The 24,226-nt window shown below is 38.5% G+C and carries 18 protein-coding genes; 10 read left to right on the forward strand and 8 right to left on the reverse strand.

The window, feature by feature from the left end:
* Window positions 1-27: 27 nt before the first annotated feature.
* Window positions 28-1,332 (forward strand): phenylacetate--CoA ligase family protein, encoded by a 1,305-nt coding sequence (locus C3K47_RS09285; RefSeq protein ID WP_103788860.1) that lies wholly within the window; start codon window positions 28-30, stop codon window positions 1,330-1,332.
* Window positions 1,333-1,370: 38 nt separating this feature from the next.
* Here C3K47_RS09285 and C3K47_RS09290 read toward each other — a convergent pair whose 3' ends face one another.
* Window positions 1,371-3,101, reverse strand: a complete 1,731-nt coding sequence (locus C3K47_RS09290; RefSeq protein WP_103788861.1) for an ABC transporter substrate-binding protein — start codon at window positions 3,099-3,101, stop codon at window positions 1,371-1,373.
* A gap of 175 nt (window positions 3,102-3,276) precedes the next feature.
* On the opposite strand from C3K47_RS09290, the gene C3K47_RS09295 reads away from it, so the two are divergent.
* The gene (locus C3K47_RS09295) at window positions 3,277-3,780 is read left to right on the forward strand and encodes a substrate-binding domain-containing protein (protein WP_103788862.1); all 504 of its coding nucleotides are present in this window, start codon (window positions 3,277-3,279) and stop codon (window positions 3,778-3,780) included.
* Between the two features lie 58 nt (window positions 3,781-3,838).
* Here C3K47_RS09295 and C3K47_RS09300 read toward each other — a convergent pair whose 3' ends face one another.
* On the reverse strand, window positions 3,839-4,360 hold the full coding sequence (locus C3K47_RS09300; RefSeq protein WP_103788863.1) for an NADPH-dependent FMN reductase: 522 nt from the start codon (window positions 4,358-4,360) through the stop codon (window positions 3,839-3,841).
* A 189-nt stretch (window positions 4,361-4,549) separates the two neighbouring features.
* On the opposite strand from C3K47_RS09300, the gene C3K47_RS09305 reads away from it, so the two are divergent.
* From C3K47_RS09305 to C3K47_RS09340, 8 genes are all read left to right on the forward strand, one after another.
* The gene (locus C3K47_RS09305; protein ID WP_103788864.1) at window positions 4,550-5,356 is read left to right on the forward strand and encodes a ParA family protein; all 807 of its coding nucleotides are present in this window, start codon (window positions 4,550-4,552) and stop codon (window positions 5,354-5,356) included.
* A 135-nt stretch (window positions 5,357-5,491) separates the two neighbouring features.
* On the forward strand, window positions 5,492-6,400 hold the full coding sequence (locus C3K47_RS09310; RefSeq protein ID WP_103788865.1) for a ParB/RepB/Spo0J family partition protein: 909 nt from the start codon (window positions 5,492-5,494) through the stop codon (window positions 6,398-6,400).
* A gap of 45 nt (window positions 6,401-6,445) precedes the next feature.
* Entirely contained in the window at window positions 6,446-7,066 is a 621-nt protein-coding gene (locus C3K47_RS09315) for a DUF5683 domain-containing protein (protein ID WP_165784664.1), read from the forward strand.
* 59 nt (window positions 7,067-7,125) lie between these two features.
* Window positions 7,126-7,866, forward strand: coding sequence for a 4-hydroxy-tetrahydrodipicolinate reductase (gene dapB, locus C3K47_RS09320; protein WP_103788867.1), 741 nt, complete (start codon window positions 7,126-7,128; stop codon window positions 7,864-7,866).
* Window positions 7,867-7,920: 54 nt separating this feature from the next.
* Window positions 7,921-9,033, forward strand: a complete 1,113-nt coding sequence (gene lepB, locus C3K47_RS09325) for a signal peptidase I (protein WP_103788868.1) — start codon at window positions 7,921-7,923, stop codon at window positions 9,031-9,033.
* A gap of 215 nt (window positions 9,034-9,248) precedes the next feature.
* Complete coding sequence (locus C3K47_RS09330; RefSeq protein ID WP_103788869.1) at window positions 9,249-10,652, forward strand: MATE family efflux transporter; 1,404 nt, start codon at window positions 9,249-9,251, stop codon at window positions 10,650-10,652.
* 83 nt (window positions 10,653-10,735) lie between these two features.
* Entirely contained in the window at window positions 10,736-11,206 is a 471-nt protein-coding gene (parS, locus tag C3K47_RS09335) for a type II RES/Xre toxin-antitoxin system antitoxin (protein ID WP_103788870.1), read from the forward strand.
* A gap of 4 nt (window positions 11,207-11,210) precedes the next feature.
* Window positions 11,211-11,678 carry an RES family NAD+ phosphorylase gene (locus tag C3K47_RS09340; protein WP_103788871.1) on the forward strand — a complete coding sequence of 156 codons (468 nt, stop codon included), beginning with the start codon at window positions 11,211-11,213 and terminating at the stop codon, window positions 11,676-11,678.
* A 55-nt stretch (window positions 11,679-11,733) separates the two neighbouring features.
* Here C3K47_RS09340 and C3K47_RS09345 read toward each other — a convergent pair whose 3' ends face one another.
* The 6 genes from C3K47_RS09345 to ftsY form a co-directional block, all read right to left on the reverse strand.
* A complete protein-coding gene (locus tag C3K47_RS09345) occupies window positions 11,734-17,583 on the reverse strand; it encodes a carboxypeptidase-like regulatory domain-containing protein (protein ID WP_103788872.1) in 5,850 nt (1,949 codons plus the stop codon).
* Between the two features lie 140 nt (window positions 17,584-17,723).
* Entirely contained in the window at window positions 17,724-18,596 is an 873-nt protein-coding gene (locus C3K47_RS09350) for a prephenate dehydrogenase (protein WP_103788873.1), read from the reverse strand.
* A 143-nt stretch (window positions 18,597-18,739) separates the two neighbouring features.
* The gene (locus tag C3K47_RS09355) at window positions 18,740-19,843 is read right to left on the reverse strand and encodes an Ldh family oxidoreductase (RefSeq protein WP_103788874.1); all 1,104 of its coding nucleotides are present in this window, start codon (window positions 19,841-19,843) and stop codon (window positions 18,740-18,742) included.
* 101 nt (window positions 19,844-19,944) lie between these two features.
* Window positions 19,945-21,528 carry a bacillithiol biosynthesis cysteine-adding enzyme BshC gene (gene bshC, locus C3K47_RS09360; protein ID WP_103788875.1) on the reverse strand — a complete coding sequence of 528 codons (1,584 nt, stop codon included), beginning with the start codon at window positions 21,526-21,528 and terminating at the stop codon, window positions 19,945-19,947.
* A gap of 251 nt (window positions 21,529-21,779) precedes the next feature.
* Entirely contained in the window at window positions 21,780-23,114 is a 1,335-nt protein-coding gene (gene rimO / locus C3K47_RS09365) for a 30S ribosomal protein S12 methylthiotransferase RimO (RefSeq protein WP_103788876.1), read from the reverse strand.
* A gap of 83 nt (window positions 23,115-23,197) precedes the next feature.
* Window positions 23,198-24,172: a signal recognition particle-docking protein FtsY gene (gene ftsY / locus C3K47_RS09370; RefSeq protein ID WP_103788877.1), complete on the reverse strand. Its 975-nt coding sequence runs from the start codon at window positions 24,170-24,172 to the stop codon at window positions 23,198-23,200.
* Between the last annotated feature and the right edge of the window lie 54 nt (window positions 24,173-24,226).

Consider the following 24,226-nt stretch of genomic DNA (forward strand, 5'->3'; position numbering starts at 1 on the left):
TTTTCAGTAATATAATCGAGCTGTTGCATGCAAATACAAGAAGTCGAATTCCAAAGCAGAGAAGCTATTAGAGCGGTTCAGTCACAAAAATTAGTGGAACTACTCCGTTATTTGAGCAGTTATTCTCCTTTTTATAAAGCCTTGTTTGCAAAGCATCAGGTTGATGTGACTGCTATTAAATCGCTTGATGATCTGGAATTATTACCGCTAACTACAAAAGAAGATCTGCAACAGTTTAATGACGATTTTTTATGTGTTGATAAGAGATCTATCATTGAATATGTTTCAACTTCAGGAACGCTGGGTAGTCCGGTTACCATAGCACTTACAGAAAAAGATCTGCAACGTTTGGCCACCAATGAGTATAATTCATTTCGTTGTGCCAATTCTGGATCCAATGATATTTTTCAGTTAATGCTTACGCTCGACCGCCAGTTTATGGCCGGTATGGCCTACTATTCAGGGATCCGAAAATTGGGCGCCGGAATCATTCGATTAGGACCCGGAGTTCCTGCCTTGCAATGGGAAACCATATTAAGATTAAAACCTACTGCCATTGTAGCTGTTCCATCGTTTATTTTAAAGCTGATCGATTACGCCCAGACACATCAAATTGATATAAATGCCACTTCTGTAAAGAAAGCCATTTGTATTGGCGAAGCCATACGGAATGCGGATTTTTCATTAAATGTTTTAGGTAAGAAAATTACATCGGCATGGAATATTCAGCTTTTCTCCACCTATGCCTCAACAGAGATGCAAACTGCTTTTACCGAGTGTAATGAAGGGAAGGGAGGCCATTTACAACCTGAATTACTAATTGTTGAATTGCTGGATGAGAATAACCGACAGGTTAAAGCCGGTGAGTTAGGTGAAGTGACCATTACCACGCTCGGTGTTGAAGGAATGCCTTTACTTCGCTATAAAACAGGTGATATTTGTACTTATTACCAGGACGATTGCAGCTGTGGCCGGCATTCATTGCGACTTTCTTCGGTGTTAGGTAGAAAGCGACAAATGATAAAATTCAAAGGAACTACCCTTTATCCTCCCGCATTATTCGATTTGCTGAATGATATGGAAGAAATAAGTGATTATGTTGCCGAAGTTTTTACTAATGAAGTGGGCAATGACGAAGTACTCCTGCATCTTTCAGTAGTTAACTATTCGGAAAGCGCTGAACGGAAAGTCAGAGGGTACTTACAGGCGAAACTAAGAGTAACCCCGGAAATAAGATTTATTGCTGCCGCTGAATTGCAAAAACTGCAATTTCCTGAAACAAGCCGTAAACCTATTAGATTTATCGATAGAAGGAAACAAGTTGAAGCCTAGCTTAATAGTTTAACTTAGAGTTAGCCAGAACTTCTCTACTAGTTCTTTTGTACTCTTTTCAAGTTCAACAAGTTCAGTGCATTAATATGGTATCCGGTAATATTATTCTGGTACATATTTACCAGCTGATCATAAAACAATACCACTACTGGAGCTTCTTTCATTACCAAATTATCCATTTGGTGGTAAAGGTCGAATCGAATGGAATCATTGGTTTCGTAATATGATTTCTCAAATAGTTCATCGAACTTTTTATTCTTAAAATTGGTATAATTAGGGCCTATCGGAACATAGTTTTTTGAGTAAAAAACCGATAGGTAATTCTCTGCATCAGGAAAATCAGCAGACCAGGAACCACGGAAAAAGTTAATTCCATTTTTAGAGATCATTTCCCTTAAACTGGCCCCGGGTTGAACCTCTACCTTGGTTTTAATGCCCACATCGCTTAGTTGCCCCTGAACAAACTCAATCAAATCCCGGTAGGTGGTGGTGGTATGTAAAGTAATTTCAGGTAAATCCTTTCCGTTGGGATAACCCATTTGGGCGAGTAACTGCTTCGACTTCTCAGGATTGAAGGAATAACCGGTCACTTTCTTCTCATCAAAACCGGGCATTCCTTTCGGAATAAAACCTTGGTAGGCCGGTGTTCCAATACTGTTACGTAGGTATTTAACCATTTGATTGCGGTCGATGGCGTAATTAATAGCTTGTCGGAAACGCTTATCTTTAAACGGACTGTTTTTTACAATGGCCATATTGCTATCAACCAGCATTCCAATGTATTCGGTATTCAAATAAGGGCCTTTAAGCAGTACAAATTTTCCCCGGTATTTCTCCTGAAGTTTACCCGATTTGGTTAAAATATCGTCGCGGTAACTGCCATCAATGTTATTAAAGAAATCGAGATTGTGTTTGATGAACTCCATAAAAGCCGTTTGCTTATCGGCAATGAAGGTTATTTTAACTGCATCCAGAAAGGGGAGTTGAGTGTTGCCATCTTTTTCAAAATACTTTTCATTTTTAAGGAACACCATGATCTCACCCTCTTTCCAGTATTTAAATTTAAAAGGGCCGGTTCCGACAGGATGATTTCTGAAATCTTTACCGTAAAACTCGGCTACTTCATGAGGTACAACCACGCAGTATTGACCGGTTAATAAGCTAGGAAAGGCCGGAAATGGTTTTTTTAGGTTAACACGAAATGTACTATCGTTCAAGGCTTCAAAAGGTACTTTTTCGCTCACCTTGTCATTAAATATCCACGAACCCGATGAGGCTACTTTAGGGTCAATGATCCTGTTAAAACTGTAAACAAAATCTGCCGCCACTACTTTACGGCCTTTTCCATTGGCAAAATGTTCATTATCATGAAAATACACATCATTGCGCAGATGAAAGGTATATATTAAACCGTCGTTACTCAGATTAAAGCTTTGGGCAATAGAAGGAACCGCTTTTAAACTGTCGCTTAGCTGCAGCAGGCCGTTAAAGAGCATATTGTCGCACCAAATATTGTTATTGTTACGGGCAAAAGCCGGGTCGAGTGAAGTTACGCCCTGATCGAGGTTAATGTTAAAGACTTTTTTGCTGGAGTTTTCTTTATCTGAAGAACAGGAAAGTAATCCGAAAAGGGTTAATAAGAAAAGAAAGGAAAGGAACTTTTTATCAGCTATTTCGGGTCCTCCTTTGAAGGTAGGCGGATGATTAACATTGGTCAACTGCTCACATTTATGCTCTATTACAATTCTTACATTTTGTTTGTCACTCATTACTTTTTCGTCTGTAAATCTTATAAAGTAATATTCCAGGTTTTCAAGCTCGGCTAGGCGTTAATTGTCCTAAATCAAATTATTCCAAAGAGTCAGTCGATCTGAATTTTTACTCATATCGATTTAATGTCAATTATTACCTTTGCAACGAAAATAAGCTAATTCAACAAATTATATGCATAATCGCGAGCAACTATTAGGGAGTGTTTCAGTAGAAATCAGAGAAGATCTTGAAACCCGCATAGATATCATTGAACATAAACTAAAGTATGTTACTGATAAGCCGGTAATTGCAATTGTTGAAAGTTTAGTGCCGTTTAAGTTAGCTGTTGTTAACAACGAACTGGTAAGTTTGGTTGGAGGTTCAGTGGTTGAATCATCAGCTATCAACTCATGGGAGGATATGAAAGCCATTGATCCGGAGATTGTTGTTTTCGCATTGAAAGGCTTCGACATTCCTAAAACCTTGTCGGCTGTATTTGAACAGGTGCCGATGGAATTGTTAGGACAGTTATTTGCCACAAAAAGCAATAGACTCTATATTGTAAATCCAGAGAACTTTTATGGGGCTAGCGGAGCTGCTTTAGTTGATCATTTGGAGCTAATGGCCGAAATTATAAATCCGAAGCAGTTTTATTTTGGTTTTGAAGGCGAAGGCTGGGTGAAATTATCAGTTTAAGATTTAATTTGATTACACCAATTAACTTAATCAGTGTAATCAATATTAATCGGTGTAATTAAAAAGCTATAAACTTATCGGCCTGGTCGTTGACAAATTTTAAAGTGGTTGGGTCAACAATTGCTCCATGAGCGTCAAGTGTTGAGTTGATCTTAGGGATATGAATACGCATTGGTAAAACCGTAAGGCCAATGTAATTGCAAATTCCGGTAAAGTGTTCTACTCCGCGAATATTGCCATAGGTTCCATCGGCAATGCCCACCAATGCTGTTTTTTTGCCCGAGAAACTTTCAGGGAATTTACAGCCATCGATAAATAATTTTAATACTCCCGGAAAACTGCCGTTGTATTCAGGAATCACAAAAATGAATTTATCAGTAGCGCTCACTTTATCCTGGATCAGCTGAAACTGCTCACTGCGACGGCCGTACAGATCTGATTTGATCATGTTTTCAGGCAAATCGCATAAAGAAATTAAATGAGCATCGATGCCTTTTTGCGCCAAAACCTGCTGATAAAATCGGGCAACCAACAAAGTTTTACTGTCATGACGGTTGGTACCTGCTATTATTGAAATCATATGTTGAAAATATACTTTGTTAATTTGTTGAATATTTAGGTTATTGCCAATGTTAATAAGCCCTGTAAATTTTTGTTTAAAGTTGTATCTTTAGGCGCTTTGAAAAGCCGGGGCAAAACTAACAAAAATCTAGATTAAGCCATTAAATAAGCCATCAAAAGCACATTTTAACAGTTAAACATACCACTAATGAGTAAGATTATTGCGCTTGCCAATCAAAAAGGCGGAGTAGGTAAAACCACATCAGCCATCAACCTTGCTGCGAGTCTTGGCGTGCTTGATTTTAAAACCTTGTTGATCGATGCCGATCCGCAGGCCAACAGTACATCAGGCACTGGCTATGATCCTCGTAGTATTAAATCCAGCGTTTATGAGTGTATCATTAACGATTTGGACCCTAAAGACGCAATCATTAAAACCACTACTCCAAATCTTGATCTTCTTCCTGCCCATATCGACCTGGTAGGTGCTGAAATTGAGATGATCAATTTGCCTGAGCGTGAGTTTAAAATGAAGAAAGTATTGGATACCGTTAAGGATCAGTATGATTTTATTATTATCGACTGTTCTCCTTCATTGGGTCTTATTACTATTAACTCATTGGTTGCTGCTGATTCGGTAATTGTTCCGGTACAGTGTGAGTATTTCGCTTTGGAAGGTTTAGGAAAACTATTGAATACAATTAAGATCGTTCAATCTCGTTTAAATACTAATCTTCAGATCGAAGGTATCCTGTTAACTATGTACGATGTGCGTCTTCGCTTATCGAACCAAGTTGTAGAAGAGGTGAAAACACACTTCCAGGATTTGGTATTTGAAACTATTATAGCACGTAATACCAAGTTAAGTGAAGCGCCAAGTTTTGGAGTTTCGGCAATTATGCACGATGCTTCAAGCAAAGGAGCTGTTAATTATCTTAACCTGGCACGTGAATTACTTCGCAAAAACGGTATTACCACCGAAGCTGGTGCCGAAGCTGCTGAAGTAGGAGACTAGCTTGTTTTAATCTGATTGAGTAGATCAGATCATACAATATTTATAAATTAACTAACCCCGGTCGTTTCGGCTGGGGTTATGCAATATAGAATGGTTAGGCGAAAGCCGATTTTATAACTTAAAAACACGATAGCAATGAGTGCCATTAAAAAAAGTGCTTTAGGTAAGGGTTTGGGTGCCTTGTTGGCAGAAAATGACACTACAGAAATACACGAAAATTTACATAAGCAACAGCCTGCAACTCCTGCAGCAGCTGTAGCCGGCTCAATATCATTTATCGATATTGAGAAGATCGATACTAATCCTTTTCAGCCTCGCACCGATTTTGATGAGCTTGCCTTAGGCGAATTAGCCGACTCTATTAAAGTGCAGGGCATTATTCAGCCGCTTACCTTGCGTAAGCTGAATGATAACCAATTCCAGTTGATCTCTGGTGAGCGCCGTTTACGTGCTTCTAAAATTGCTGGTTTAAAAGAGGTTCCTGCCTACATTCGTACGGCCAATGACCAGGAAATGCTGGAAATGGGTCTTATCGAAAACATTCAGCGTGAAGACCTGAATGCCATTGAGATCGCGATCAGTTTTCAGCGAATGATTGACGAAGTTGGTTTGAAGCAGGAAGAACTGGGGGATCGTGTAAGTAAAAATCGTTCAACGGTTACCAATTACCTTCGTTTGTTAAAACTTCCACCGGTAGTTCAGGCTGGTATTCGTGATGGGCGTATTTCCATGGGCCATGCCCGTGCAATCATCAACGTTGCTGATATTGATAAACAATTGTGGATCTATCGTCAGATCATTGAGAAAGACCTTTCGGTTCGTAAAGTAGAAGAATTGGTGAGAGAGCTAGGCAAAAAAGCCGAACCTGTTGAACGTAAAGAACCCAATATCCTCTCCATTCATCTAAAAAAAGTTCAGGATGATCTTTCCTCTCGTTTCAGTACTAAAATCGCCCTGCGCATTGACGATAATGGCAAAGGAAAAATTGAAATACCTGTTCTTTCCACCAACGATCTGAACAGAATTCTCGAATTATTAGGTTAAGTGATATTGAGGTCAACAAAATATATTAATCCTTCGCGCTGCCTTTTGGCAGCGTTGTTTATACTCATTAGTTCCCTTTCGGCGTGGGCACAGCAACCTGCCGACAGTCTTAAACTGGCAGATCCTATCATTAAGGCTGATACGCTTAAAAAAGGAGAGGTAGAGCCTGTTGTTAAAAAGAAAAAGGTTCGGACACCAAAAGATCCCAATACTGCGGTTTTTCGGTCGGCAGTAGTTCCCGGTTTAGGACAAATTTATAACCAGCGGTACTGGAAACTTCCAATCATTTATGGTGGTTTTGTGGCCCTGGGTTATGCCATTAATTTCAACCAGAAATATTATAACGAGTTTGTAAACGAATACATTCTCCGTACTGATGGTGATCCCAGCTCAATACCAAATCCTGATTATAAGAATGCCCCTGATGAGCAGATCATCAGCGTAAAAGATTTTTATAAGCGTAACCGCGATATATCTATCATTGGAACGGTGGCTCTGTACGCCGCCCAGGTTATTGATGCTTATGTAGATGCCGAATTGTCAAATTTTGATGTTAGCGACGATTTATCGTTAAAAATAGGCCCTTCAATCAATCAAAGCTTTGCTTACCGGGGAATGCCTTCTTATTCAGTAGGGCTGAGTTTAAAGTTCACCTTAAAAAAATAAAGAGTACTTAGTTACCGTTAATCGGTGTAATCCTATAAATCAGAGTAATCATTTTTAATATGAAAATAGCATTGTTAGGCTACGGAAAAATGGGTAAAGAAATTGAACAAATTGCTTTACAACGTGGTCATGAGATAGTTTTAAAAGTAAACGATACCAACCTGGAAGACTTAACTGTTGAGAATTTGGCTAAAGCCGATGTTGCTATTGAGTTCAGTACTCCATTCACCGTTTTAGGCAATATTGATCTTTGTTTTAAAGCTTCAACGCCAATTGTGGTAGGAACTACAGGTTGGTATGCCGAATTCGATAAGATCAAAGAACGTGCTTCAACAGAAGGAAATGCGCTTTTTCATGCAACTAACTTTAGCATTGGGGTAAATATTACTTTCCATATCAATAAGGTTTTAGCTAAAATTATGAATGGTTTTCCCGGTTACGATGTGCAAATGGAAGAAATCCATCATACCCAAAAGCTTGATCATCCAAGTGGAACAGCCATTACATTGGCAGAAGGTGTATTGGAAAACCTTAACCGTAAACAAAAGTATGGTGCTTGGTTAAATGATGGAAATGAACAAAAACCAACTGTTTCGGAGGATACGCTTTTGATCGAGGCCTTGCGCCAGGAAGCGGTACCAGGTACGCATACCGTTAGCTATATTTCAGAAATTGACCGGATTGACTTACGCCATGAAGCATTTAACCGTAAAGGTTTTGCCACAGGAGCCGTTGTTGCTGCTGAATGGCTAAAAGATAAAAAGGGTGTTTTCACGATGAAAGACCTGTTGTCTTTTTAAAAAAAGTTTTGCAGATAAATTTTTCAATTATATTTGGTCGCTAAGCCAAGGACAATGAATTTGAAATTTTGGAAAAAGAACGGCACTACAGCTGCCGCAGATAGTAAAAAGAAGTCAACAGCGCGTGAATGGACCGACGCCATCATTTTTGCCGTTATTGCTGCCACGTTAATTCGTACATTCTTTATTGAGGCCTATACCATTCCTACCCCTTCAATGGAAAAATCGCTGCTAGTTGGTGATTTCTTATTTGTAAGCAAGGTAAACTATGGCGCTCGCACCCCGATGACACCAATTGCCTTCCCTTTTGCCCATCATACTATTTTAGGCATGAAAGCTTATTCAGATGTTGTTCAATGGGATTATCACCGTATTCCAGGGTTTCAGGATATTAAAAATGGAGATGTAGTTGTGTTTAATTATCCGGTGGATGTGGATCCGGCAACGGGATTGCCTCGACCAGTGGATAAACGGGAAAACTATATTAAACGTTGTATAGCTATTGCAGGCGATACTATTTCGGTTATTAAAGGTGAGGCCTATGTAAATGGCAAACCAGCACCTGTTCAGCAGCAAGGGCAAACCGATTATACAGTTCAAACGGATGGTACAGATTTGAACCGTAAAACTTTACAGGAAATGCATATTTCTGGCGATAAGATCAGCAGTAATGTTTACGATCTTACCATGACTCCTGAGAATGCAGAAAAGATGAAGCAATTCTCAAGTGTAAAGAGTGTTCAGAAGTTCGTTTATCCTGATTCAATTGCGGATCCTTCTATTTATCCGCAAGACGCTGCCTTTAAATGGAACGTAGATAATTTTGGTCCGTTATGGGTGCCTAAAAAAGGAGCAACCTTAAAACTTACCAAAGAAAATATAGCGTTGTACCGTCATTGCATTAATTTCTACGAGAAAAATGAATTAAAGGAACAGCCTGATGGCTTTTATATCAACGGCAAGAAAACGGATAGTTATACCTTTAAAATGAACTATTATTTCATGATGGGTGATAACCGCCATAACTCATTAGATTCGCGCTTCTGGGGCTTTGTTCCTGAAGACCATGTGGTGGGTAAAGCCTTATTTATCTGGATGAGCTATGATTCAGAAGGAGGTTTCTTTAGTAAGATTCGTTGGAGCCGTTTATTCAACGGTATTCATTAAATTCATAAAGAATCATTAATATAAACAAAAGGGGACCTGAATATTACTTCAGGTCCCCTTTTGCTTTGTTGTTTATTCCAGTAAGTAAAAATGACAGGTAGCTTAACTATTCTTCTTACCTTTAATAAACTATGAAGTTATAACTTCTCTCCAATTATTTTTGTGCGGTATTTTGCTATGCCGATCTCGCATTTAATTCAATTTCAACTTTATTTATGTCGTTTACCCTTAAGCTGCGTGCATTTGTTTCATTATTAAAAAAGGCTGTTAATGGTACTGAAACCGATTTTACCAGCGGTAGTATTGATAAAGCTATTTTATTGCTGTCAGTTCCAATGGTGCTTGAAATGGCAATGGAATCGTTGTTTGCTGTTGTTGATGTATTTTATGTTAGCCGTTTGGGAAAAGACGCTGTGGCTGCAGTTGGACTAACCGAATCAACCCTTTCTATCCTGTATTCACTAGCTATGGGCTTAAGTATGGCAGCTACTGCAATGATAGCCCGTAGGGTTGGCGAGAAGAATGAAAAAGCTGCTTCAGAAGCGGCAGTTCAGGCAATTTATATAGCCTTAACACTTGCGGTGATTATTGGACTGACCGGGGCCGTTTTCGCAACCGATATTTTACGGTTAATGGGCGCTTCAGCCAAAGTTATAGAGGAAGGACATTTATACACCCGTATAATGTTTGCCGGTAACTTTTCTATTATGCTGTTATTTCTGATCAATGGAATTTTCAGAGGAGCAGGTGATGCTTCCCTCGCCATGCGTTCATTATGGATATCTAATAGTTGCAACATTCTGTTGGGGCCTATTTTTATTTTTGGTATCGGTCCTGTACCTGCACTTGGTGTTACCGGAGCTGCAATTGCAACAACTATTGGTCGTGGCATAGGTGTTACTTACCAGGTTTATCATTTGTTTAAGGGCAAAGGGATTATCAAAATTCACCTGGAGAATATTTTAGTAAAGTTTGATATCATCAAGCGGTTGCTAAAGGTAGCTGCCGGAGGCGCCGGTCAGTTTTTAATTGCTTCAGCCAGTTGGATCTTTTTAATAAGAATTATTTCCATGTTTGGCAGCGATGCATTGGCTGGATATACCATTGCTATTCGCGTTGTAATATTCGCCATTTTACCTGCATGGGGTATGGCAAATGCAGCGGCCACATTAGTTGGTCAGAATTTAGGAGCAGGACAACCGGAGCGAGCAGAGCGTTCGGTTTGGAGGACGGCCTATTTTAATATGCTGTTTTTAGGAGCAGTAGGCATTTTGTTTTGGATATTCGCTCATTTCATTGTTGGGTTCTTTTCTACTGATGCAGCTGTAATAAAATATGGAACACAGTGTTTGCAATATGTTTGCCTCGGTTATGTATTTTATGCCTATGGAATGGTTATTAGCTCATCATTTAATGGCGCTGGTGATACCCGGACGCCCACTATTTTAAATTTGTTTGGGTTTTGGGCCATTCAAATTCCAGCCGCTTATTTTATGGCAGTGCATCTTGATATGGGCCCTAAAGGTGTTTTTATTGCAATAGTTTTAGCAGAGTCAATCTTAGCCACTGTAGCGATATTAGTTTTTAAAAGAGGAACTTGGAAACTTGTTAAAATTTAAAGTCTCAAGAAAGTAAAAAAAACATATGGAAAATATTCCTATTTATTTAGGAAATATGTACATTTGGTTAAAGGGTAAAAAATATGTCGGCAATTAAAAAAACAACTTACCGAGTTGAAGATGATGATAATGCATCTGTTTCAATGGTTGCAGAAGCGCTTGCTCCTTATCAAACCTTAATGGGCAATCCTCAGGCTCAGTTAAGAGTAATAAGAGAAGGGTTGCCGGCAAAAGCATTGTCAGATATGATCACACTTTCAGGAGCCTCGCAAATTGATGTTGCCAATATGTTGCGCATGTCAGAAAAAACCTTGCGCTCATACATTAAAGAGAGCAAGCAACTGGATATTGGCGTTAGTGAGCACCTGATACAACTCTTTGAACTTTTTGATAAAGGCATTGAAGCAATAGGAAGCTTAGACAGTTTTAAAAAGTGGTTACAATCAAAAAGTATTGGTTTGGCAGCTAAGCCCATAGAACTTCTAAACACAATTACAGGCATTGAGCTTATAAAAGAAGAGTTAATTAGAATTGAGTTTGGAGCCTTAGCATAAACCCATGCTGATTTACAGAATTACCTCAACTAAATATGCTCAAAAACTCATAGGTTCAGGCTCTGCAGCTCGCTGGAATTCAAATGGTGTTTTTATGATCTATGCAACAGGAAGTGTGGCGTTAGCTTGTTTAGAAAATGCCGTTCACAGAAATGGAGCTGATCTGTCGCTAGGAGATTATTCATTGATGATAATTGAAGTTCCGGACGGGAGCAGTAGAGAGGTTACCATAAATGAATTAACTGCCATTCATAAAGAATGGTATAGAGTAGATAACGAAGCTTACCAGCGAACGCAGCAAATAGGCGATCAATGGATTGCCGACCGAGAAACATTGTTGTTAAAGGTTCCTTCTTCAATTGTACAATATGAGTACAATTATTTGATCAATCCTAACCATCAGGAATTTTCCAAAGTGAAGATTCAAGACGTTCAGAAGTTTGTTTTTGATGAACGGATAAAGGCCGGATAAAGAATAAAAAGCAAAACGGTGAGGATATTGTCCTCACCGTTTTGCTTTTTAACCATTAATGAATAGTTGTTTTTCGGAGTGCTTCTCTTCCATAGAAAACAGGGAAATACATCAATTCAACTTTGGCTGGGTTTAAAATATAATTTCCTTCAAAACGAGGCACTAATTCAATTTCGTAACTATAGGTTCCTTGTTTCAGTTTAGTACAAAAAATGGAAACCTTGTTTTTTAAATATTCACGGTGATCTTCATTAAAACCAGATTCGGTTTTGCTGCCATATGAGCATCCCGCAGGTATTGGGATCTCAATCATTACATAATCTGCATCCGCTTTAACTTCAATCTTCGTTTTTAATATTGTATTTACCCCTGGTTTTAAACTGATGACAGACTTGCCATTATTTTCAAAATGAGTGTCGATCACAAAATCTTTTGAAACTTTTCCAGGTTTCGAATTCCACCACTGTTGGTATGCAGTTATATACGAAGGTAAAGTGCCGCTTTTATTGACTTTTATAACGGCATTAGGGTTAAAAGTGGTTTCATAAGGGAACTTATCAACGGTTAGGGTTTTATCGCCATCCGTTAAAGTTAATTTAACCGGTTTTAGCGCGGTCGAGTCTTTAAGCAGATCAGGTAAAATGGTTTCTAAAATGAGTGATGACTCGTAGGTATTTCGCCATGATCCATTTTTTCGTTGTTCAAAAAAGTAGTTCCTGATTTTAGCCAGGGAGGAATCATTTGCATTTGCCCCTTTAATTATTTTATAACTAAGTATTGTTTCCTGAAAACTGTTATCGAACAAATTGTAAGAGTCTTTACCCCAATACCAATTTCCAAACATGGTTGATTTGTGACGGTTTTTAATACTGTGAGTGTTTATCGGCAAATTCATCGATTGCTTAATTTCCATTAAGCTTAACATGGTATACTGAGATGGTTGGGTTTTCAAATGATCAATGCTGTCTTCAACTTGTTTGATTAATGCATTGAAGTTTGATTTAGCATCTAGACCCCTAAGTAACTTGATCGAAGAGATCATTCCTTCAATATTTCGGCGAGGGAAATTGAAAACTAATTCATCGATTAATGGTTGAGTGTTGGGCAGGTTAATCGTATAGCCTGATTTCCGGGCCTCATTTAATGTTTCAATCACATGAACCGTGATCCAATCTGAGGCAGCAGTTTTAGGCCACCAACCCCAGTTACCACTAGTTAGCTGATTTTCTTTTAATTTTTTAATAATCGTATTAACCTGTTCTTCTCCATCAAAAGGTTCTTTTAACAATTTCCTAACCCTTTTTTCAAGCAATAGTGCTTTAAGTTTTGAGGCTAACTGCTCATTACAGAAATACTCGTATGATCTGATATTTTGAATTTCGCTGAGAAGAATTGGCAAAGCAGATGCATCGGCCCTGAATGTAATCTTCCCTCCATCAGGTTTTAATGCAATGGCAACAGAAGTGTCTCCTTCTAATGAATAAAAGATACCGGTACTTTCTTTAACTCCTTGCGGAAATACCGGAATTTGTCGTTTCTCTCCGTCTTCATAGCCATTCACAGTATTTAAAACAGTGTATAAAGCGTTAATGGTATCTTTAGAAGAGACTGTAATTGGAATGGTGTCGAGCAAGGCATTTTTAACACGAACAGCTTTTGATGAAAGCAGTTTGTTATTCAGTTTTATGGTTCTGTTCAGCGCAACCGTATCAAAGGTATAATTGCTAACTTTTCCTAAAATGTTAATGCTGTCGCCCACAATGGCAAAACGAGGAGCGGCAAGGGAAGCTGTAAGCAATTTAAATGATTTAATTTCCTGTTGAGTAAGCCCACTTAGCCGTTTGCCACCCATGCCAATTACATAGGTGCTCCATTTAGAGATATCGTCAGGAATGGTAACTTTGAAACTGGTTTGGCCATTTTGATCAGTAGTAAGTTTGGGCTGCCAAAAGGCTACGTCTGAGAAATTCTGGCGTAACCCTAAAGTTCCATCCGATTGAAGACCATCAGCTGAAGGGGAGTTACTCGCGGCTTTTTTGGTTGTAATAATTATTACGCCGTTTGCTGCTGCTGATCCATAAAGGGCTGTAGCATCCGATCCTTTAACTATTTTAATGTCTAGTATGTCTGATTGAGTTAAATCACTTTGCTTGCCGGCATAGGGTAAACCATCCAGAATAATCAATGGATCACTATTTTGAGCAATAGAGGCAGAACCTCTAATAGAAACTCCAGCAGCTTTAGCTTGAAGTGAATTTATATTTATAACTGAACCAGTGAAACTCTGCTTTCTCTGAACCCCATAGCCAACTACCACCACTTCTTGTAATGCCTTCGAGCTTTCCTGCATCTTTATGGTATAGTATTCATTGGTTTTAATGGGCTTTTCCTGAGATTCGAAGCCAATGAAAGAGAATTGGAGCATTCCCCTTTTAGGAACCATTAAAGTAAATCCTCCATTCATATCTGTTAAGGTACCAATCTTAGTTCCCTTGATGGTAACTCTTACACCAGGTAAGGGTAAGTTGGTCGCATCTGTAACTAGTCCGGAAACCTTATCAGTAAATAAAGATGAATTAAGCTGAGACTCATTAAATGCTTGACTGATGCTTTCGGTAATGTATGATTTATCCGAATAACCATTGCTTGAGGATTGATCAATTGACTCAATAAGTTGATTAATTTTTATACTTGTACTGTCCTGAGGTTGGGGCTTTATTGAATCGATATAGAAATAATTAACGCCATAACTATTGAGTTTTATATCCTCTTTTATAAAGTATAAATCCTTCTTCAATAAAAACAGCATCCGATAACTGCCCGGTTCTAATTCCTCGATTTTTGTGGTATTGCCCGGATAAATTCTTATGAAAGTTGGATCGATATAATTGTATACGATAATGTTTTTGATGAAAGGAGTTTCCCCGTTTGGAAGTTCCCCAATATTAAACTCCATTTTGGCTGCAGTGGCTGAATACAATTTTGGGTTTGTGAATAAAGAAGTGGTATGTGAACGAAGGTCTAAATAATAACGCCACAGTGAGTCAATTTCAGATCTTGTAACTTCTAATTCATTAAAATTGGGCTCAATTGAAGTGGAACTTAAGTGCCGATCAAAAGGCCAATCGGCTTTGATCGATTTCATTTTGAGCAATTCTCTTTCAAAATAATACGTATAACTAGGTTCTATTAAAAAGCGGGTGCTGAAGTTATTGTAGCTGACAAAAGTAGCTCCCAATCCGGATAGTGGGCCAACAAGAGTGGTTGAGCCTGAACTTTTAAAATCCGGGTTTAGCCAAAAAATATGTCCTCCGTTTTCAATCCAGGTTGGTTTAGAGCGAAAGTTATTATCAACCGTAATTACATATTTGTTAATGAGGTTTTTCTCATGATTATTTAGCGTATCCGGTTCTTTGTCAAAAATGTTTAATTGATGGTTAGCACTATCGATATTGATGGAAAGTATTAACTTTTTCTGATAAGGAACAAACACTGAATCTAATCGTACTAAACGATCGGTTGTGCGCAAACGAAGCGAATGATATCCCGAATCAACTTTAAAACTGTATGGGTTTACCTGCTCTGCCTTACTAAAATAAACCGGACTTTCATCAATATAAAGGATATGAACGGGCTCAATAATGCCCTTGTTTACAGCAAAAGGAGCAATTTGAGTTGATTTGTCTTTGGTGTTTTCAGTGTTCTTATAAACGTTTTTTGTATGTAAGAAACGATAATATTCAATGGTGTCGAGGTTGAGTTCTTTTGCCCATCGTTCCCATTTAATTAATAGCTGACCATTTGATTTAACCCGATCAAGGTTAAAATTGAATGAGTTATTTGGATAGTATGGATAAATTTTTCCAAAATAAGGAACAAATGGAGTTTCGGTATTCTTAAACTTTGAGGTAAATCCATAAGCTGTTAAGTCACTATTGGGAACCGGATTTCCTGCTGCGTCCTTTACTGAAAGTTCTACTTTAATTTTTTGCCCTGGATAAACCATTGCCGGTGCTTTTATTCGTATGTCAAGCTGATTTTTGCGTAATGTGGCTAAGGCTGTGGTTTTTTTCGGTTCTCCTGCCCAAACATATTCGAGTTTTACACTGATGGTCTGAGGAGAAGAAAGACGTCGGTTGAAATTTAACTGTGTTGATTTTCCCTGCGCTATGATTTTCTTTCCAACCCTAACAGTATAAACAAACTCATGTTTTTGAGGATTTGATACATATATAAAAACGGAATCCCTGGTACGTTGGGTAGCAATCGAAGGCTCAACCAGAAACTTGTTCATGTTAATGGTTTCTGCAATACAATCAACTCTTACCGTATAATAGTTAATTGCCGGGTTAACAGGTAAAATTGCGGGGAGCTTGATCTTTGAGAAGAAAATGGAATCTCCTTCATTGGTATAACCGGTCATGCTTGCTTCAATCGGCTGCGCTTGGTTTTCTTTTAAATAGGTTATCGAAAGAGAATCATTATCGCATTTCGTATTTAGTTTATGTTGTTTTAGTAACCGACTAAAATACAAGGTTTCTGTAAGTAGCTGGTTGTCGCTATTGGTAAACTGTAATTCTATCTTTCCTGAATAATTTGCATCCGGGAACTTATTAGCAGGTATCTCAATCCTGGTTTCACCAACAGGGTCAAGTGCTTGTTCATGCGTCCAAATGGTATCGGGTACAAATTGATCTGCAGGGTTAAAATTGAAAACTCTTTGCGTGATAACGTTAATAGAAACTTTTCCATCAGGAACAGCCATGTCATTTTCGTCCGTAGCTTTGGCATAAATCACAACAGGTTCTCCTTTTAAAAACGAATCTTCTGTTCGCGCATTAAATTTTACGTCTTTCAATTCGTAGTCTTCGTATTCAAATTTACCTTTAATAAAAAAGGGTTTATTGTTCAAATTGGTATCATCATCCTCTTTCCCTTTCGCTACTTTTTTTGAACTTATTCGTTCTAAAAATACCGTATAGTCATCATCCAAATCAAGGTCAAGGGAATCTGTAAGGGCAAAACCATATTCATAGGCGCCTTTCCTATAAGCATTAACCGTACCCAGGGTTATTAAATCAGAGTAGTCATCATAACGTAAGCCCACCTTAACCAATAATTGTTTATCAGTTATCGGATTGCCTTTTTTATCTGAAATGTAGGCTTTAAAGTTAACAGTATCATTGGGCCTGTATTTGGGTTTACTAAACACAATATACCCTGTATGCTTATCTGAAAACTTGTTTGAGTAATTTGAATAATAGTTGTTACGATATGATTTTCTGAACGTTTTTTTGATCGGGTAATAAACGTATTTATTGAAAGGCTGAACGATGTTTTTTCTGAAAAAGTTAGGTTGGTATGGATCAAATCCGTTGTTAATGGTAAAGTAATTATCAATTCCCTGATAGGTTACTTTTAGCATTCCTGTTTTTTGCTTTGTTTTTAAAGTATAGCTTTTAAGCTCGGTATTGTATGTAGCCTTTTTTTTGTTGAATAAGACAGTAGCCCCATTAATTTCCTTTAACGAGTTGGGTTCGGTAATTAAAATGTTAACGAATTTCTTTTCGTTGAACAAATAAGGCTGAACATTATTGATTTGAACTATTGAATAATTTAGCTTTTGATGATCGGCATTTATAAATACATAACTACCGGGTTTAAGCTTTTTGTTAAAGCCTTTATCTGTTAAAAAAGAATCAACAGGTTTTGATAAAAAGCTAATGTCGAGTTCTTCTTGATCCTTGGGTTTTAACGCATGAAGTTTTGATAGTTGATCATTTGAAAGTGGGTAGATCAGTGTGAGTGCACTTTCACGGCTGCTTTGAGAAAGCCTTTTTTGCGCAAATGAAGAATTAAAAACTAAAAGAGCAAGGCAAAGGATGCTGAAAATACGAAATTTCATATGTAGCTATAACGACTAAAAAAGTCTTATTAATTATGTTTTTCAATAATAAAGAAAATAATTCAGATGTGTTTTTGTAGATAGGCTCAAAAGCAAGAAAAGACGATCTTTTGAATCGACTTTTCTTACTTTATTAATAATTAATGTCCTTTTGCCCGTTTCAATTCCAGGCCTTCGAGCACTCGGCGTATATCGTTTATCTTGCCAATTTCTTTAAAAAGAGAGTCGGCATCATTATTGGCTATCAAATCCCTGAAATCTTGAAGGTTTTTTAGGTATTCATCCACCGACTTTAATAATGATTTTTTATTCTGAAGGAAAATAGGCGTCCACATTTCGGGTGAACTTTTGGCTAAACGTGCTGTTGAAGCAAATCCCGAACCTGCCAATTCAAAAATATTCGTTTCGTCTTTTTCAATTTCTAGTACTGTTTTTCCTAGAACGTAAGAAATAACATGCGATAAGTGAGAAACATAGGCAATATGTCGGTCGTGTTCTTCGGCACCCATATGGATAACATGCATGCCAATAGCCTCGTGAATAACCCTGATTAGGAGTACAGCCTTCGGATCCGATCTTTCTTCCTCACAAATAATAGTTGTTTTTTTATCAAAGAGTCCATCAATAGCAGCCGTTGGACCTGAATTTTCTGTGCCTGCGATAGGATGGTTAGCTACGTAATTGCGTCGTTTAGGATGATTTTCAACAACCTTACAGATCTCTGATTTAGTTGAACCAACATCCATTACTACGGTTTTTTCTGAAATGGCATCTAAAACCTTGGGTAAAACAGCAAGGGTGGCATTTACCGGAACCGATACAATAACTAAATCGGCATCTTTTACTGCTTCTTCCAACGGAAGGTATTCATCTATAGTGCCAAGTTCCTGGGCTTTTTTGCAGTGGTCAATATTTTTATCGGCACCAATTACGTATTTGGCTATACCTTTTGAACGTAGATCTTTAGCTAATGAGCCTCCGATAAGGCCCAAACCAACAACAGTTAATTTCATTTGATTTTAGATGAACTGTAAAACTAAGGCTTTTTATCAAAAGAGGATAACTAAAAAAAAGTCGAATGTGGGATGCCCAACATCTAAAAGAGACCGAAAATAAACAGAGCAGGGGAGACGTCCCCCCTGATCTATAATGCTTATTAAAGTTCTTTCGGAAATTCTACTTCAAGTTTTGTAGCCAAACAACGAAGATCTTCAACAACTACCGAAATTAAAGGTATTCCGGATTGGTTGCGTTCAATCTCAGCTTCAGCTTCCGGTTCACCCGGGATAATTACCGAAGTGTATTCAGAGGTGGTCTTTGCTGATTTAAAGCGATGGATCCAATTGTCCATATGAGATTTGAACTCATCCACAGGGCGGAAACCATCCACACGCATTGCTCCCAGAAAATGGCCTAAACCTTGGCCTGGTTGATTGTCTAATGGTTCCAGGAAGGCTACAAAAGGAGGGACCCAAGGCCCGTAACTAGCGCCTGATAAAACCGCTGATAAAATATCAACCGCCGAACTTAAACAAAAACCTTTGTGACTTCCATGGTCGCGGTCACTGCCTAAAGGAAGTAATGAGCCCCCTTTTTTCAGTCCGTTAGAATCAGAAGTGGAATTTCCCTGCGCATCCTGAATCCATCCCGAAGGAACTTCAACATCCTTGCGTTGGGCAATTTCCAGCTTGCCGTTAGCCGCAGCTGATGTAGCCATATCCATAATTACCGGTGGATATTTCCCGGCTGGAAAAGCATAGCAAATTGGATTTGTTCCAAGCATTCGCTCGGTAGAAAAGGTAGGAGCTACCAATGGTGAGGCATTCGTCATCGACATGCCGATCATATCTTTTTCGATGGCCATTAAAGCATGATAAGCCGCAATACCAAAGTGATTGGAGTTCTTAACCGACACCCAGCCCGATCCTACTTTTTCAGCTTTTTGCAAAGCTATTTCCATTGCTTTAGGAGCAACCACCAATCCAAGACCAGCATCGCCATCAACTGTGGCAGTGCTCGGAGTTTCGTGCACAATTCGAATATTCGGGGTAGGGTTGATGCGTCCTTTTTGCCATAAGCGCACATAACCGCTTAAACGCGCCACACCATGCGAATCAATACCGCGCAAGTCGGCCTTGATCAATACATCTGCTGCCAGGGCTGCGTCATTCGCTGGCACTCCCATCTTCAAAAATATATCAATCGTAAATTGTCGTAATTTCTCAACGTCAAAAGTGCTGTAACTTACTTCGTTGGCCATGTTATTTATTAGCTTTAGTTATTAGTAATTAGTAGTTAGTTTGAGGTTATATCGACTAGTTGCCATTTCTCTGATTCCGACCGTCGATAGCCTGTTCTCCGCTATTCAAAAATTATAAATCTGAAATCAAGAGGATCAAAATTATCGGCTAACATATCAATAAATCCGTTGCCGAATTTAAGGTATTGAGGCATGAAGTTTTCAACACGTTCCTGTAATGATCCGTTCGGGAAAAGCTTTTCTTTTACTTTAACAATTTGAGATGTTTGTTGTTCAAACTTTTTCTTTTCGGCTTTAGCTAGTTTACTTTCCAGACCTTTTAAGGAGTTGAAGAACTTGGTTTTTTCCGCTTCTACACTTCCTGCTAATGTTGGGTCGATATTTTGCGCTTTCATGGCAACCTGAATAAACGCTTTTTCAAATTTTTGAATCTCGGCATCTAAATTCAATTCATTCGAACTTTGTTGCTTAACAAAAATGTCAATGAGTTTATTGGTTTCAGTAAACAGGTTTTTGGTTTCGAGGCTTAGTTGCTGCAAGCGTTTTTTCGAAGCTTCATCAACTATTAATGCCGAATTCCTCAAAACAAGCATTGGGAAATTTAATTGATAATGGCTGAAAGTAGATTTTAACTCCATCCAATAGCTTACTTCGGCACCTCCTCCAATATAGGCAAGGTTGGGTAAAATGCACTCCTGGTATAAAGGGCGCATAATCACATTCGGACTAAATTTCTCCGGATGTTGGTCGATCTCTTTTTCAAGTTCCTCTTTTGAGAAACCGATGTTTGTATTAAGAACCCTGTAGCAATTGTTTTCGAACACAATGCGTTCCCGCAATTGATCATCTAAATAGAAGAAATTGATCTCACGAGACTTAACCTGAATATGGTTGTCAATTTTTTCGAGTGCTTCCACCGTTTTATTAACCAGTTGATAGCTATGCTGATCAATAATATCTTGTTTAATGATCGGCGAAAATTGCTTTTTCAATCTAGTGTCGTCCGCATCGATGATCAGCAACCCATATTTACCGAATAACTCGTTCACAAAAACACGAGTGGCATCAGCCAGATTTTTTTCATGGATATAAGCCGATTCAAATAAAGTGGCTAATTCTTTCGCCTGTTCAGATTCGCCTAAGATCGATTTTAACTCCTGAAGCAGAGGCTCGATAGATTCCGTTGATAACCTTCCAGTGGCACCTTTCGCTTCCAGCTCCCAGCATACTTTCTTTCCGAATAAATTAAAATGATTGATCTCTTCGAAATCATGATCTTCTGTGGCCATCCAATACACCGGGATAATCCTATTGCCAGGATTAGCCTGTTCAACCTTTTTAGCAAGGTTGATCGTGGTAATAATTTTATAGATGAAGTACAGCGGACCTGTTCCCAGGCATAACTGGTGGCCGGTAGTAACGGTAAACGTAGTAGGGAGGAGCAAAGCCTCAATGGCTTCATCCCAAGGACCATTTCCTATTGAATCATATTGATCTTTAAGTACTTCAACCAATACCGTTCGGTTAATATTTTCAGCTGATTTATCGGCAATTATTTGCTTAAATGATTCGAGTTTAGGTTGATAGGTATAAAAATTATTGAGTTTGCTGGCATTGCTAAGGTAATCAGTAAGGTTTTTTGAGAAGAAACCTGTAGAAGAGTAATTTACAAGGGTACAATCCATTGGTCAGTTGTTCGTGTTAATTGTGTAAACAAAGTTCCCAACAGTAAAACTGTTAATTTGTTTACTCAAATTTTATAAGGATTGGCCGAAAATACTAAATACTTGTTGTTCAGCGAGCTTTATTTTTCCAATATTCTTGTTGCATTAGCTACGCAGTATGCGTCACATTGTTATGGCATTAACAATATGCTTAAGAATATGATATTTAAATAGAAAGCCGATGAATGGTGTTTCATCGGCTTCTCTAGAAATTATTTTAAAGGGGTTCCGTAAAGATCGAAGTCTTCTGCCCGATCGATTTTAACTTTACAAAAGTCGCCAACGGTAACATAATGTTCACGAGCATCAATTAATACCTCATTGTCAACTTCCGGAGAATCGTATTCTGTTCGGCCTACGAAGTAATCACCTTCTTTTTTGTCGATTAAAACTTTATAGGTCTTGCCTAGCTTTTCCTGGTTCTTTTCATAAGAAATGCCTTGCTGCAGATCCATGATCTCTTCCAGGCGTTCTTGTTTTACTTCTTCCGGAACGTCATCTTCCAACGTATAAGCATGTGTTTTTTCTTCGTGAGAATAGGTGAAAACACCTAAGCGGTCGAAACGGGTTTGCTCAACAAAAGCTAACAATTCATCATGGTCTTCCTGGGTTTCGCCTGGATAACCTGAAATTAAGGTAGTACGCAAAGCAATATCAGGAACACGCTGACGAATTTGGTCAACCAGTTCAACTGTACGGCGCTTTGAAATACCACGACGCATTGACTTGAGCATATTGTCGGTAATATGCTGAAGCGGCATGTCGAGGTAATTACAAATATTCTCACGCTCATTCATCACGTCTAAAATATCCATCGGGAATTGTGACGGGTAAGCATATTGCAAACGGATCCATTCAATACCGTTAACATCAGAAAGGTTACGAAGTAAATCGGCAAGCTTACGTTCATTATATAGATCTAAACCATAATAGGTAAGGTCTTGTGCAATAAGAACTAATTCTTTAGTGCCGTTTTTGGCCAATACCTTAGCTTCTTTCACCAGCTCATCAATTGGTTTAGAAGCGTGCATGCCGCGCATTAACGGAATAGCACAAAAAGAACAGGGGCGATTACAGCCTTCTGCAATTTTAAAGAATGCGAAGTGCTTAGGTGTGGTTAACAAGCGCTCACCAATGAGCTCATGCTTATAATCTGCTCCTAAATTGCTGAGCATTTGCTTCAGGTCATTGGTGCCGTAAAAGGCATCAACGTTTGTGATCTCTGCTTGCAATTCAGGTTTGTAACGTTCTGAAAGACAGCCGGTAACAATTACTTTCCCAACTTTGCCTTTTTCTTTCAGTTCGCTGTATTGAAGAATGGTGTCAATTGATTCTTGCTTCGCATTATCAATAAAGCCACAAGTGTTAATGATCACAATATCATCTTTCCCTACTTTCTCGGATTCATGAACCACATTAAAGCTGTTGCCTTTCAGCTGGCCCATCAATACTTCCGAATCCACAATATTTTTTGAACAACCCAAAGTAATTACGTTTACTTTCGGTTGAGCTTTAGCTTCTGCTGGTTTTAATCCTTTTGTTCTCATTAGAATAATTACGGGTCCCGAGTTGCGGGTTACGGGTTAACCAATCTACATCTGACCAACTCGTAACTCGTAACTCGTAATTATTAATTCTTAAATAGCGAATTCACGAACTCTACTTTATTAAATAGTTGTAAGTCGTTGATTCCTTCGCCTACACCAATATATTTTACAGGAATTTTAAACTGATCTGAAATACCAATTACCACTCCTCCTTTTGCCGTTCCGTCGAGTTTTGTTAAAGCTAGGGCATTTACATCAGTTGCCTGGGTAAATTGCTTGCATTGCTCAATGGCATTTTGCCCGGTTGATGCATCGAGTACCAATAAGATCTCATGTGGGGCATCTGGTACCACCTTCTTCATCACATTCTTGATCTTGGTAAGCTCATTCATTAAACCGACTTTATTATGCAAACGACCTGCTGTATCAATAATGGCAATCTCTTCACCATGGGCTATAGCCGACTGAAGTGTATCATAAGCCACTGAAGCTGGATCTGAACCCATTTGTTGCGATACAACACGCACACCCACACGCTCACCCCAAATATGAAGTTGGTCAACTGCCGCAGCGCGGAATGTATCACCAGCACCCAATACTACTTTTTTGCCGGCTTGCTTAAATTTATGAGCAAGTTTGCCAATGGTAGTAGTTTTACCCACACCATTAACACCCACCACCATAATAACGTATGGGCGAACTTTCTCATCAACATTAAGTTTATCAAAATCAGAAGAGTTGTTTTCTTCCAGTAATTCCGTGATTTCTTCCCTTAATATTGAGTTGAGCTCAGTTGTGCCAAGGTATTTATCTTTCGAAACGCGCTCCTCAATACGTTCAATTATTTTTAGGGTAGTAGAAACGCCAACATCTGAAGTAACAAGGATTTCTTCCAACTCATCCAGCACATCATCATCAACAGTTGATTTGCCGGCAATCATTTTGGTTAATTTAGAAAAAACGTTTTGCTTAGTTTTTTCAAGTCCCTTATCTAATGCCTCTTGCTCAGCTTTTACTTCTTCAGGTTTGGAGCGTTTAAAAAAATCGAATAATCCCATTTTTTATATATGTTTTTGAGGTCTGAGGTCATGTGTTGATGTTGACCTCAAAAT

The organism is Solitalea longa, from assembly GCF_002920915.1.
GTDB lineage: Bacteria > Bacteroidota > Bacteroidia > Sphingobacteriales > Sphingobacteriaceae > Solitalea > Solitalea longa.